12 protein-coding genes are annotated in these 12,735 nt (G+C 71.0%); 3 read left to right on the top strand and 9 right to left on the bottom strand.

Going from position 1 to position 12,735, the window contains the following annotated elements:
* Positions 1–159: 159 nt before the first annotated feature.
* On the bottom strand, positions 160–1,137 hold the full coding sequence (locus IE252_RS15195) for a hydrogen peroxide-inducible genes activator (RefSeq protein ID WP_229848380.1): 978 nt from the start codon (positions 1,135–1,137) through the stop codon (positions 160–162).
* 161 nt (positions 1,138–1,298) lie between these two features.
* Between IE252_RS15195 and IE252_RS15190 the strand changes: the two genes are divergently transcribed.
* Together IE252_RS15190 and IE252_RS15185 are read left to right on the top strand one after the other, a co-directional pair.
* The gene (locus IE252_RS15190) at positions 1,299–1,853 is read left to right on the top strand and encodes a peroxiredoxin (RefSeq protein WP_031083404.1); all 555 of its coding nucleotides are present in this window, start codon (positions 1,299–1,301) and stop codon (positions 1,851–1,853) included.
* 15 nt (positions 1,854–1,868) lie between these two features.
* Complete coding sequence (locus IE252_RS15185; protein ID WP_190089932.1) at positions 1,869–2,402, top strand: alkyl hydroperoxide reductase; 534 nt, start codon at positions 1,869–1,871, stop codon at positions 2,400–2,402.
* A gap of 190 nt (positions 2,403–2,592) precedes the next feature.
* On the opposite strand, the gene IE252_RS15180 is transcribed toward IE252_RS15185, so the two are convergent.
* From IE252_RS15180 to IE252_RS15165, 4 genes are all read right to left on the bottom strand, one after another.
* Entirely contained in the window at positions 2,593–4,062 is a 1,470-nt protein-coding gene (locus IE252_RS15180; RefSeq protein ID WP_229848378.1) for an AI-2E family transporter, read from the bottom strand.
* A 149-nt stretch (positions 4,063–4,211) separates the two neighbouring features.
* Positions 4,212–4,901: an aggregation-promoting factor C-terminal-like domain-containing protein gene (locus IE252_RS15175; RefSeq protein WP_190089931.1), complete on the bottom strand. Its 690-nt coding sequence runs from the start codon at positions 4,899–4,901 to the stop codon at positions 4,212–4,214.
* 367 nt (positions 4,902–5,268) lie between these two features.
* Complete coding sequence (gene phoH2 / locus IE252_RS15170) at positions 5,269–6,591, bottom strand: RNA 5'-3' helicase PhoH2 (protein WP_190089930.1); 1,323 nt, start codon at positions 6,589–6,591, stop codon at positions 5,269–5,271.
* Positions 6,592–6,897: 306 nt separating this feature from the next.
* Complete coding sequence (locus tag IE252_RS15165) at positions 6,898–7,659, bottom strand: isoprenyl transferase (protein ID WP_190089929.1); 762 nt, start codon at positions 7,657–7,659, stop codon at positions 6,898–6,900.
* Between the two features lie 161 nt (positions 7,660–7,820).
* Between IE252_RS15165 and mgrA the strand changes: the two genes are divergently transcribed.
* The gene (mgrA, locus tag IE252_RS15160) at positions 7,821–8,864 is read left to right on the top strand and encodes an L-glyceraldehyde 3-phosphate reductase (protein ID WP_190089928.1); all 1,044 of its coding nucleotides are present in this window, start codon (positions 7,821–7,823) and stop codon (positions 8,862–8,864) included.
* 276 nt (positions 8,865–9,140) lie between these two features.
* Here mgrA and IE252_RS15155 read toward each other — a convergent pair whose 3' ends face one another.
* The 4 genes from IE252_RS15155 to IE252_RS15140 are packed head-to-tail and all read right to left on the bottom strand — an operon-like array spanning position 9,141 to position 12,618.
* Positions 9,141–9,506, bottom strand: coding sequence for a winged helix-turn-helix transcriptional regulator (locus IE252_RS15155; RefSeq protein ID WP_190089927.1), 366 nt, complete (start codon positions 9,504–9,506; stop codon positions 9,141–9,143).
* Between the two features lie 34 nt (positions 9,507–9,540).
* Positions 9,541–11,052, bottom strand: coding sequence for a DUF2079 domain-containing protein (locus tag IE252_RS15150; protein WP_190089926.1), 1,512 nt, complete (start codon positions 11,050–11,052; stop codon positions 9,541–9,543).
* Between the two features lie 29 nt (positions 11,053–11,081).
* A complete protein-coding gene (locus IE252_RS15145) occupies positions 11,082–11,876 on the bottom strand; it encodes a class I SAM-dependent methyltransferase (protein ID WP_190089925.1) in 795 nt (264 codons plus the stop codon).
* 43 nt (positions 11,877–11,919) lie between these two features.
* Entirely contained in the window at positions 11,920–12,618 is a 699-nt protein-coding gene (locus IE252_RS15140; protein ID WP_190089924.1) for a prepilin peptidase, read from the bottom strand.
* Positions 12,619–12,735 lie beyond the last annotated feature (117 nt).

The following is a 12,735-nucleotide window of genomic DNA, read 5'->3' as shown; positions in this document are numbered from 1 at the left end:
ATGGCGAGCCGTTTAGGGGCGCGGGGAACTGCGCGACCAGCCACATACGGCCCGCAGACGAACGCGAAGCGGGGTGCAGGGGCCGCAGGCCCCGCAACAGGGGTCCGGGGGCGTAGCCCCCGGGAAACGAGCCTCCACCCCCCACCCGCCCCGGAGGGTTCAGGGAAGGGGCGGGGAGGGGCACAAACGCACCGGCAGCACGCCCAGTGCCCCCCGCAACACCCCCGCGAACTCCTCGAACTCCCCCTGCCGCGCCGCCCCGGACCGGATCACAAGGGCCACCCGCCGCGACGGCGCCGGATCCGCGAAGTACCCGGTGACCAGGCGCTCGTTCCGGGACGTCTCCACCCGCAGAGCCGTACGCGGCAGCAACGTCACCCCCAGCCCACCCGCGACCAGCTGCACCAGCGTCGACAGCCCCGCGGCCGTCGTCGTCACGGCGGCCCCCTCCTCCCGCCCCGCCTCCCGGCAGACGTCCAGCGCCTGGTCCCGCAGGCAGTGCCCCTCGTCGAGCAGCAGCAGGTCCAGCTCGCGCAGCGCCTCGCGCGGCACGTCCGTACGCCCGCCCAGCCAGTGGTCCTGCGGCATCACCAGCACGAAGTCCTCGTCGAAGAGCGGGAGTTCGGTCACCCCGGGCACGCCCAGCGGGACCGCGAGCAGCAGGACGTCCAGGCGCCCCGCCGCGAGCCCGTCGAGCAGCGACGACGTCTGCTCCTCGTGGACCTGCAGGTCCAGCTCGGGATACCGGTCGTGGACCAGCCGCAGCACCGTCGGCAGCAGATACGGCGCCACCGTCGGGATCACCCCGAGCCGCAGCACCCCGGTGAACGGCGCCCGTACCGCCTCGGCCTCCTCCAGGAGCGACCCCACCGCGTCCAGGACCGCCTTCGCCCGCACGGCGAGGCGCGACCCGGCGGGCGACAGGAGCACCCGGCGCGTGGTGCGCTCCAGGAGCTGCACCCCCAGCGCCTCCTCCAGCGCGGAGACCGCCCCGGACAGCGCGGGCTGGCTCATCCCGATCGCCGCCGCCGCGTCCCGGAAGTGCAGATGCTCGGCCACCGCCGCGAACGCCCGCAGCTGCGCGAGGCTCGGCTGCTTGACGGGCTTCACCGCCGTACGGCCCCGCTGCGCGCCCACGCCGCCCGCTCCATTACTTATGGCCACTGATAAGCACCTCCGATCACGATGACCGAGTCTAGCTATTTCACTGATCAATGCCTCCTGTGACACCATCCGTAATCCGTCCAACCCCCAGGGAAGCCCCCAAAAAGGACCCTTCCCGTTCGCAAGGAGAGCGCGTGCTCACTGTCGGTGACAAGTTCCCCGAGTTCGACCTGACCGCCTGCGTGTCGCTGGAAAGCGGCAAGGAGTTCGAGCAGATCAACCACAAGACCTACGAGGGCAAGTGGAAGATCGTCTTCGCGTGGCCCAAGGACTTCACCTTCGTGTGCCCGACCGAGATCGCCGCGTTCGGCAAGCTGAACGACGAGTTCGCCGACCGTGACGCCCAGATCCTCGGCTTCTCCGGCGACTCCGAGTTCGTGCACCACGCCTGGCGCAAGGACCACCCGGACCTGACCGACCTGCCCTTCCCGATGATGGCCGACTCGAAGCACGAGCTCATGCGTGACCTCGGCATCGAGGGCGAGGACGGCTTCGCGCAGCGCGCTGTCTTCATCGTCGACCAGAACAACGAGATCCAGTTCACGATGGTGACCGCCGGTTCCGTGGGCCGTAACCCCAAGGAGGTCCTGCGGGTCCTCGACGCCCTCCAGACCGACGAGCTGTGCCCCTGCAACTGGACCAAGGGCGAGAACACCCTGGACCCGGTCGCGCTGCTCTCCGGCGAGTGAACGGACTGACCTGACATGGCTCTCGACGAACTGAAGTCCGCCCTGCCGGACTACGCCAAGGACCTGAAGCTGAACCTCGGCTCGGTCATCGGCAACAGCGAGCTCCCGGCCCAGCAGCTGTGGGGCACGGTCCTCGCCTGCGCCATCGCCGCGCGCTCGCCGAAGGTCCTGCGCGAGCTGGAGCCCGAGGCCAAGGCCAACCTCTCCCCCGAGGCGTACACCGCCGCGAAGGCCGCCGCCGCGGTCATGGCGATGAACAACGTCTTCTACCGCACCCGCCACCTGCTCTCCGACCCGGAGTACGGCACGCTGCGGGCCGGTCTGCGGATGAACGTCATCGGCAACCCGGGCGTGGAGAAGGTCGACTTCGAGCTGTGGTCGCTGGCCGTCTCCGCGGTCAACGGCTGCGGCCAGTGCCTGGACTCGCACGAGCAGGTGCTGCGCAAGGCCGGCGTCGACCGCGAGACGATCCAGGAGGCGTTCAAGATCGCCTCCGTGATCCAGGCGGTGGGCGTCACGCTGGACGCCGAGGCTGTGCTGGCCGAGTAGGTCCGTGGCTTGCTGCGGGTCCGCTGTGGCTGGTCGCGCCCACGCGCCGGAGGCGCAAATGTCACAGCCCCGCGCCCCTAGGTAGTACGTGATCGGCCCCGGTTCCGCATTTGCGGGACCGGGGCCGACCCTTTAGGGGCGCGGGGAACTGCGCGACCAGCCATCCACGGTCCGCAGACGAACGACCGCGCTACGGCTCCGGTGGCCCCTCAGCCGCCCGCAACGCGTTCTCCTTCGCCGTAGCCCGCAAATACCCCACCACCGTGTTCGTCACCGCCACCAGCGGCACCGCCACCACCGAGCCCCCGATGCCGCCGATCAGGCCCCCCGCGGCGACCGAGAGGACCACCGCGAGCGGGTGGACGCGGACCGCGCGGCCCAGGATGAACGGCTGGAGCACGTGCCCCTCGATCTGCTGCACCAGGAGCACCACGGCCAGCACCATCACCGCCGTGAACACGCCCTCGGTGACCAGCGCGACCACCACCGCCAGCGCGCCCGAGATCACCGCGCCCACCAGCGGGATGAAGGCGAAGAGGAAGATGAAGACGGCGAGCGGCACGGCCATGGGGACGTGCAGGAAGTAGATCCCCAGACCGATGAAGATCGCGTCGATCAGGGCCACTATCACCGTGCCCCGCACATACGCGGTGAGCGTGCGCCAGGCGCGCGGCCCCGCTCCCTCCATCGCCGGCCGGGCCTGCTCCGGGACCAGCCGCAGCACCCAGTGCCAGATGTTCTTCCCGTCGTAGAGGAGGAAGAGCGTCGAGAACATCGCCAGCAGGATGCCGGTGAGCACCTCGACGAGGACGGTCACGCCCTGGAGGCCCGCCGAGGTGATCTCGTTGGTGTTGTGGCCGATGGTGTCGCTGAGGTTCTTGGCGACCTGGTTGATCTGGTCCTCGGTGACGTGGAACGGGCTGTTGAGGAGCCAGCGTTTGAGTTCCTCGATGCCCGCTCTGACCTTGTCGGAGAGCGTGTCCAGGTTGTCCATGACCTGCCAGACCACGAACCAGCCGATCAGGCCCATCACGATGAAGCCCAGGATCGCGGTCACGGCGGTCGCCAGGCCCCGGGGCAGGCCCCTGCGGGTGAGCCGGGAGACGGTCGGCTGGAGCAGCGCGGTGATGAACAGCGCGGCGACGAACGCGAGGACCACCAGCCGTACGGCACTGATGACCCGCATCAGCACCCAGAGCGTGCCCGCGAGCACGAGCAGGCGCCAGCCGATCTCGGCGGCGACCCGCATCCCCCACGGCACGGCGGCCACGGGGTCGGGCCGCGCGGCGACGGCGGGGGCGTAGGCGGGAGGCGCGGGGACGTGGTCGGGGGCGACCTGACGGGCGGAGGCGGTGGCCTCCTCGGCCCCGGTGGCGGCGGGCTCCTGTGACGGGACCGCGGCGGGCACCTGCGAGACAACCTCGGCGGGCGCCTGTGCGGGACCCGGCGCGGGCACCTGCGAAGGACCCGCGACCGGTGCCTGCGAAGGGACGGCTGCCGCTACTGCGGAATCGTCACTGCGCGCCGGGCGGGCGGCCCCGTCCAGGCCCGCGTCCGCGTCCGCGCGCGCCTCGGTCTCGACGCGGCGTTCGTCCAGCCGCTCTCCCATACGGGTCAGACCGGCGCCCAGCGCCCCGAGCAGCCCCGGCACTTTCGACATGATGCCGCCGTTTCCCTTTCCCCCGCCGCGCGTCCCCACCACTCCCCCCACCCGGAGTCGTCGCCTCCGACCGTACACGGGCAAAGCCCCTCACCGAAGGACGGCGAGGGGCTTCGAAAGGTTGAGTTGCCCAGGGCAAAGATTCTGCCCTAGTACCAGCTGTTGGCCTGCCAGAACGACCAGGCGCCACACGGGCTGTGGTAGCTGGAGTTCATATAGTTCAGGCCCCACTTGATCTGGGTGGCCGGGTTGGTCCGCCAGTCCGCGCCCACCGAGGACATCTTGGACCCGGGCAGCGCCTGGACCAGGCCGTACGCGCCGGAACTGGAGTTGACCGCGAGGTAGTTCCAGGTCGACTCGTGGTTCACGATGTTGCTGAAGCACTGGAACTGGTCCGCCGGCACGATCTGCCGCGCGATGGCCTTGACCTGCTCCACCGTGTAGGAGCTCTGCTGCGGGAACGAGGCGGGGTCGCGGGTCGCGGACCGGCTGGCGATCTGCTCCTGCTCGCGCTCCTTCGCCTTCTCGTCCGCCGACTCCTTCTTGGACTTGGCGTCCTTGGCGGCCTGGAGGCGGGCGGCCTCTTCGGCGGACTTCTTCGCCGCGGCGCTCGCCTGGGCGGACTGCGCGTCCGCCTGCTGCGTCAAGGACGCGGTCTGCACCTGGGCCTGCTGGCCCGCGGGTATGTCCGCAAGAAGCGTCGTGTCGGCAGCGGTCGCCTCGACGTTGTCGTTCGAGGTGGACTGCGGCGCGCCCGAGGCAACGCCGACGACGGCACCGACGGTGGTGACCGCAGTGGCTGACGCCACCGCGAATCCCCGGACCGAGATCCGGCTCACACGGTTTCCTTCCAGCAGCGCCCGCGCTGGTGACCTGACGGACGCAATCGTGCCCCTGGCTCTCTCCTCCCAACTGCTCAGGTCACGGGAGGAACTGACCCGGTGGGCAACTCCCTTGCGGGAGCGCCGCGTGGTGCTCGGGCGGCATACGGCGACGCTATTGAGTTACGAGGTACAGGTGTGCCGTATGCGGGGCCTGACGGATGCAAGACTCTGCCGGAGAGCGACGCCGCAAGGCAATTCCCCGTTGCGTGTGAAACCTCACATCCCCTCCGCCCCACAGGTTTTGCGGGATCCGGCACACGAAGAGGCGCCGCCCGGCTAAGCTCAACGGCTTCGCGGACGGCGCCTATGGTGACGTACGGGATCAGATCTGGCCGTCCTCCAGCATTTCGGTCACCAGCGCGGCGATCTGCGACCGCTCGGAGCGGGTGAGGGTGACGTGCGCGAAGAGCGGATGGCCCTTCAGCTTCTCCACGACGGCGACCACTCCGTCGTACCGGCCGACCCTCAGGTTGTCCCGCTGGGCCACGTCATGGGTGAGGACCACCCGTGAATTCGCCCCGATCCGGGACAACACGGTCAGCAGGACGTTCCGTTCGAGCGACTGGGCCTCGTCCACGATCACGAAGGCGTCGTGCAGGGAGCGGCCGCGGATGTGGGTGAGCGGCAGGACCTCCAGCATGCCGCGCGACGTCACCTCCTCGATCACCTCGCGGGTGGTGACCGCCGACAGCGTGTCGAACACCGCCTGGGCCCAGGGGCCCATCTTCTCGGCCTCGGAGCCGGGCAGATAGCCGAGCTCCTGCCCGCCCACCGCGTACAGCGGGCGGAAGACCATCACCTTCTTGTGCTGGCGGCGCTCCAGGACCGCCTCCAGGCCCGCGCAGAGGGCCAGCGCGGACTTGCCGGTGCCGGCCCGGCCGCCCATCGACACGATGCCGACGTCCGGGTCGAGCAGCAGGTCGAGCGCGATGCGCTGCTCGGCGCTGCGGCCGCGCAGGCCGAACGCCTCCCGGTCGCCCCGGACGAGCCTGATGTTGCCGTCGGCCGTGACGCGGCCCAGGGCCTTGCCCCGCTCGGACTGGAGCACCAGTCCGTTGTGGACCGGCAGGCCCGCGGCCTCCGGCACGTAGAGCGTCTCCTCCTCGTAGAGAAGGTCCACCTGCTCGCCCGAGAGCGACAGTTCGGACATTCCGGTGAAGCCCGAGTCGGTGATGGCCAGTTCCGCCCGGTACTCCTCGGCGAGCAGGCCTACCGACGACGCCTTGATCCGCAGCGGCAGGTCCTTGGAGACGACGGTGACGTCGTACCCCTCGGCCTGGAGATTGCGGGCGACGGCGAGGATCCGTGAGTCGTTGTCCCCCAACCTGTAGCCGGCGGGCAGCACGCCGGGATCGGAATGGTTGAGCTCGACGCGGAGCGTGCCGCCGAGGTCGCCCAGCGGGATGGGAGCGTCGAGGCGTCCGTACCGGACCCGGAAGTCGTCGAGCAGGCGCAGGGCCTGACGGGCGAAATAGCCGAGTTCCGGATGGTGCCTCTTCGCCTCCAGTTCCGTGACCACGACGATCGGGAGCACCACTTCGTGCTCGTCGAACCGGGCCATGGCGTTGGGGTCGGCCAGCAGGACGCTGGTGTCGAGGACGTAGGTGCGCCGGTCGGGCATGCGGCGCTTTGTGCTGGTCACCACGGAAGGACGTACCCCCTCGGAAGAGGTCGGGGTGCGACGGCGTCGCGGGGGTGGGGGCCGGGCTGTGGCCACGATGCGCGGGCCGAGCGCCGGCCCTCCGCTCCGTCCGTGCACAGTGCACGTGCGTCCTGGTGCAAAGGGCCTCCCGGGTGAGCGGCCACTTCTGGCCGTTCAACTGGAGGGGGTATTCCCTCGAACAAGCGCGGCCATGCACAGGCATATGCGCTTGGTGGGGACCAAAGGGATTGACTCCCGGTCAGGACCCGTCGGAACGGATCGTGACGCGGTGGGACATGCCGGGACGGATCAGGTCCCGTACCGCCGGTGGCGCGCCGCGTAGTCGCGCAGCGCGCGCAGGAAGTCCACCTTGCGGAAGGCGGGCCAGAACACTTCGCAGAAGTAGTACTCGGAGTGAGCGGACTGCCACAGCATGAATCCGGACAGCCGCTGCTCGCCGCTGGTGCGGATCACCAGGTCCGGGTCGGGCTGGCCGCGGGTGTAGAGGTGCTCCGAGATGTGGTCGACGTCGACGATCTCGGCCAGCTCCTCGAAGCTGGTCCCCTTGGAGGCGGCGTCGAGGATCAGCGAGCGGACCGCGTCCGCGATCTCCTGGCGGCCGCCGTAGCCCACGGCGACGTTGACGAGTATGCCGCCGACGTCGTGGGTGGCCTGCTCGGCCTCCTTGAGTACGGACTGGGTCCGCCCGGGCAGCAGGTCCATGTTGCCGACGTGGTGGACGCGCCAGCGGCCGTCCGAGGCCAGGTCGCGCACCACGCCCTCGATGATGCCCAGGAGCGGGACCAGCTCGTTGTCGGGCCGGTCCAGGTTGTCCGTGGACAGCATCCAGAGCGTCACGACCTCGACGTCCGTCTCGGCGCACCAGCCGAGCAGCTCGTGGATCTTGCTCGCGCCGGCCTGGTGGCCCTGTTCGGGGCTGCCGCCGGAGGCCTTCGCCCAGCGCCGGTTCCCGTCCAGGATGACGCCGATGTGCTTGGGCACCTGGTCGTGGTCGAGGCGGCCTTCCACCCGGCGTGCGTAGAGCCCGTACACCAGGTCGCGCAAGTTCACCGATTCCACCCTCTCGTTGCTTCCGGGGGCCGCCGCGGCATCGCACGGCCCTCGCCCAGTGCCTGACGGGCCTGGGGGCACCCCCGAGGAAGGCACAGTACTGCGGACGGGTCACAGCGGCCCAACTCGGCCTGTCACAAGTCCGTGATAAGCAGGGAAACGTGACTGAATCACTCCCCCTCCACTACCTGGCCGCCGACGACCGCTACGACTCCATGGAGTACCGACGGACCGGCCGCAGCGGCCTCAAACTGCCCGCGCTTTCCCTGGGCCTGTGGCACAACTTCGGCGACGACCGCTCCCTGGAGTCGCAGCGCGCGATCCTGCGCCGCGCCTTCGACCTGGGCGTCACCCACTTCGATCTGGCCAACAACTACGGCCCGCCGCCCGGCTCCGCCGAGCTCAACTTCGGGAAGATCTTCGGCCAGGACTTCCGGGCGTACCGGGACGAGCTGATCATTTCCACCAAGGCCGGGTATCTGATGCACCCGGGTCCGTACGGCGAGTGGGGCTCGCGCAAGTACCTGCTGTCCTCGCTGGACGCCTCGCTCAGCCGGATGGGCCTGGACTACGTCGACATCTTCTACTCGCACCGGTTCGACCCGGAGACCCCGCTGGAGGAGACGATGGGCGCGCTGGCGTCCGCCGTCCAGCAGGGCAAGGCGCTGTACGTGGGCGTGTCCTCGTACAACAGCGAGCAGACCGCCGAGGCGGCGCGGATCCTCAAGGAGATGGGCGTCCCGGCGCTCATCCACCAGCCGTCGTACTCGATGATCAACCGCTGGACCGAGGACGACGGGCTGCTCGACACGCTCGAGGACGCCGGGATGGGCTGCATCTCCTTCGTGCCGCTGGCGCAGGGGCTGCTCACCAACAAGTACCTGAAGGGCATCCCGGAGGGCTCGCGGGCCACCCAGGGCAAGTCGCTGGACCCGCAGCTGCTCAGCGACGAGGTGACCCGGCGGCTCAACGGGCTGAACGACATCGCCGCCCGGCGCGGCCAGTCGCTGGCCCAGCTGGCGATCGCCTGGGTGCTGCGCGACCCGCGGATGACGTCGGCGCTCATCGGCGCGTCCAGCGTGAAGCAGCTGGAGGAGAACGTGGCGGCGCTCGCCGGAGCGCCGCTGACGGCCGAGGAGTTGAAGGAGATCGACACCTTCGCCGTGGACACCGCGGGCACCAACATCTGGGCCGGGCGCGGCTGATCACCCAGGTGATCGCCAACTGACAGCGGATTCACAGGAAGCGGCGCCGGAGGGTGCCGACAAAAAACGGGCCGGTCCGTGGGGGGGATACGGACCGGCCCGAGGGGGGGTTTCCACCATAACCCTTCGTAAGTGGTCCTGGGTGCCACGGCGTGCCGAAACTACGCTCCGAAACCGCGGAGGCACTGAGAAGGCACCCCCCAGGGCTGACCCACAAGGGGGACCCGGTGCCGGAACGCTTCTTTGACCGTGCAGGTCAGGGCGGTGCGGACCGGCTCAGGCCACGCTGCGTGAGCCGGCCTTCACCTCCAGGATCCACTCCATGTGTGCCTCACCCCACTCACCCAAGGGGGTGAGTGCCGTGTTGAGCGCCTGGCCGCGCGGTGTCAGCGAGTACTCCACCCGGGGCGGCACCTCCCCGTAGACCTCGCGGTGGACGATCCCGTCCGTCTCCAGCTCGCGCAGCTGCTGGACGAGGACCTTCTCGGTGACGCCCTCGACCCGGCGCCGGAGCTCGCCGAAGCGGTAGGTGCCGTCGTGCAGCGCCCACAGGATCAGCGGTTTCCACTTGCCGCCGACCACGTCGACCGCCGCGTCCAGGCCGCAGCTGTAGCTGATGCCGCCCTTGGTGTGCCTGCCCATGGCTCTCCCTCGTCTCGTACGTCCGTCGCCGTCCTCAACGTCTGAGCAGGGTGATTCCGTCCCGCTGGGCGACGATCCGGTATCCGTAGGCCTGTTCCGCCTTGACCAGCTCGGCTTCCTGACGGTCCTTCGGGTACGGCCAGTAGCCCGGCGGGTAGGGCCAGGACTCGGCGGGCACCCGGTCGTAGAGGATCCACTGGGCGGTCGGCGGGGGCACCGGCGCGCCGGTGTCGTACAGCCGCCAGTGGACCGGGTAGGTCGGGAAGAGCACGACGTCGGTACGTGAAGTGAGCTGGGGCACCAGGCGGTTGGAAGCGGCGACGGTGGCGCCGTCGGGGATGCGGCGCAGCAGGTCGCGGGCGGCGGCGATGTGCGCGGTGGAGCGCCAGGTGGAGCGGTGGACGAGCTGGGCGAGCGGGAAGGACGGGATCAGCACCAGGGTGACGGCCGCGGTGGTGGCGAGCGAGGCGCGTACGTGGCGGCGCGCGAGGGCGTCGCCGGGGCGCCGGTAGGGGGCCAGGGCGTCGGTCATGGCGGCCAGCACGACGGGCATCAGCACGGCCGTGTAGTGGAACGAGGTGCCCCAGTGGAAGGCGTTCTGGGAGAGCATCCGCCAGCCGAGCGTCGGCACGGCGAGCCAGGCGAGCGGCGAGCGCAGGGCGATCAGGGCGGCGGGGGCGAAGACCAGGACCAGGGTGGTGGCCTTCACCTCGGGGCGTACCGCGTCGAGCGGGGCGAAGGCGAGGGTGGCGAGCAGCGAGCCGTGGGCGGGTTCGAGGTTGGCGGCGTGGGCGTAGGTGCCGGCCGGGCTGAAGAACGGCATCAGCACCTTGAACTCCAGGGCACTGCCGAGCAGCCCGGCGGCGGCGGTCGCGAGACCGAGCCGGCGCCGCCCCTTCCAGGCGATGTACCCGCCGATCGCGGCGAGGGTCAGCCCCAGGTCCTCCTTGACCAGGAGCAGCGGCGCGGCCCAGGCCACCGCGGCCCGCCAGCGCCGCAGGGCCAGCGCCTCCAGGGCGTACGAGACGAGCGGGACGGCGAAGCACACCTCGTGGAAGTCGAACGCCACGGCCGAGGCGATGCCCCAGCTCAGCCCGTACGCGAAGGCGACGACATGGGCGGCGCGGCGGCCCAGCGCCTGCCGGGCGCGGCGGGCGAGCGGCACGACGGCCAGGGCGAGCAGGGCGGCCTGGGCGAAGAGCAGGGTGTACGGCGACGGGGCGATCCGGTAGAGCGGCGCGAGGACGACGAGCACGGGATGGAAGTGGTCGCCGAGGAGGTTGAACCCGTCGCCGCGCAACGGGGCGACGGGGGCGCGCAGTTGGGCGTACGCCTTCACGGCCTGCTCGAAGATGCCGAGGTCGTAGCCGGTGGTGCGGATCAGCGCCTGGCGGCGGGCGCCGACGGCGGCGTAGAGCAGGAAGAGTGCGGCGGCCCACCCCCACCAGAGGAGGGCGGGCGGCGCCGTGCGCGGGCCCCGGCGGCTGGGAATCGCGGCGACCCCTCGCAGCCGCAGCGAGGACACTTCGTTGCTGATTGTCCGCATCCGTTCCATATGGTCGGATGCTAGGGCGCTCAGGAGGAGCGCAGGGGCTTCCTCGCCTCGATGAGGAACCGTGTCGTGTGCGCGACGAAGGGCCCGTCGGTACGGATCTGCTCGTCCAGCGCCGCCAGCTTGTCCTCGTACTCCTCGACCGTGAAGCCGGGCACCATCCAGATCACCTTGCGCAGGAAGTAGACGACGGCGCCGATGTCGTGGAACTCGGTGCGCAGCTTCTCCTGGCGCAGGTCCGCCACCTGGAGCCCGGCGGCCTCGGCCTCGGCGCGCGCCTTGCCCGGGTCGCGCCTGCCCCGGACGTCGGCGGACTGCGGACCCAGGAAGTACTCCACCAGCTCGAACACACTGGCGGGTCCGACCTGTTGGGAGAAGTAGGTACCGCCCGGGGTGAGCACCCGGGCGATCTCCGGCCACCAGGTCTGGACGGGGTGACGGCTGGTCACCAGGTCGAAGGCGCCGTCCCCGAACGGCAGCGGCGGCTCGTCGGCGTCGGCCACCACCGCGACGCCGCGCGGGTGCAGCAGGGCGGTGGCCCGGGCGACGTTCGGCGGCCACCCTTCGGTCGCGACCGCGAGCGGCGGCAGCTGCGGGACGGCCGCCAGGACCTCGCCGCCGCCGGTCTGCACGTCGAGGGCGGCCGTGGCCCGGGCCCAGCGCGCGGCCATGGCACGGGCGTACCCCCAGGACGGCCGCTCCTCGGTGGCCCGTCCGTCCAGCCAGGAGAAGTCCCAGCCGTCCACGGGGGCGGCCGCCGCCTCGGCGATCAGGTCTTCGAAGGTGCGGGTGTTGTGGTTACGGATGGTTTGCGCCATGTTGCGGACCCTACGCGCCTTGTACGGCCCAGGGGCGGCATATTCACGCGGCGAGGCCGCCGAGGAGCAGGCCGAGGTACGCACCGCCGATCATGAAGGGGCCGAACGGGATGGCCGCGCGGCGGTCGGCGCGGCGCGCGAGGATCAGCCCCAGGCCGTACGTGCCGCCGGCCGCGAACCCCGCGAAGGCGCCGGTGAAGAGGGTGCCCCAGCCGTACCAGCCGAGCACCACGCCGAGGCCGACGGCGAGCTTGACGTCGCCGAAGCCGAGGCCGGCGGGGTTGATCAGGAAGAGCACGAAGTACGCGCCGCCCAGGGCGAGTCCGCCGAGCAGCGCGTGCCGCCAGGACCCCTGGTGGTGCGGGGTGAGGGCGGCGGCGCCGAGGAGGGCGGCGGCGGTGGCGGCGAGGGGGACGGTGAGGAAGTCCGGCAGCCGGTGCACGCGGGCGTCGACGGCGGCGAGCAGGGCGGCGAGCGGGAGGAGGAGCAGCCAGACGGCCAGTTCGGGGCGGGGGCCGGTGGTGGTGGCGAGGGTGGCGGCGGCGATGGCTGTCGCCGCGGCCCATCTGCGCGCGCCGCGCTGTCGGCATGGCGGGGGGCCGAGCCATCGTGTGAGCGCGTGGCCCTCCGGGCAGGCGGCCCGGGGGGGCTCGCCCGCCTCCACGGCGAGCCGGTACGCGGCGCGCGGCACGAGCCAGCCGAGGGGGGCGCCCCAGGCGGCGGCGAGTAGGGGGAGGTACACGGGGTGCACCCTAGGGCGCGGCGGGAGGTCTTCCCCACCCCGCCCCTTCCCGAAAGCCCTCTGGCGGGCGGCCGGGTGGTGGGTCGGGGCGGGCTGCTGGGGGCTGCGCCCCCAGAC

Origin of the sequence: Streptomyces melanogenes (assembly GCF_014649795.1) — a bacterium.
In the GTDB taxonomy this organism is placed as follows: domain Bacteria; phylum Actinomycetota; class Actinomycetes; order Streptomycetales; family Streptomycetaceae; genus Streptomyces; species Streptomyces noboritoensis.
Note: the sequence above shows the minus strand (reverse complement) of the source record. Positions and strands in the feature narration are given on the sequence as shown.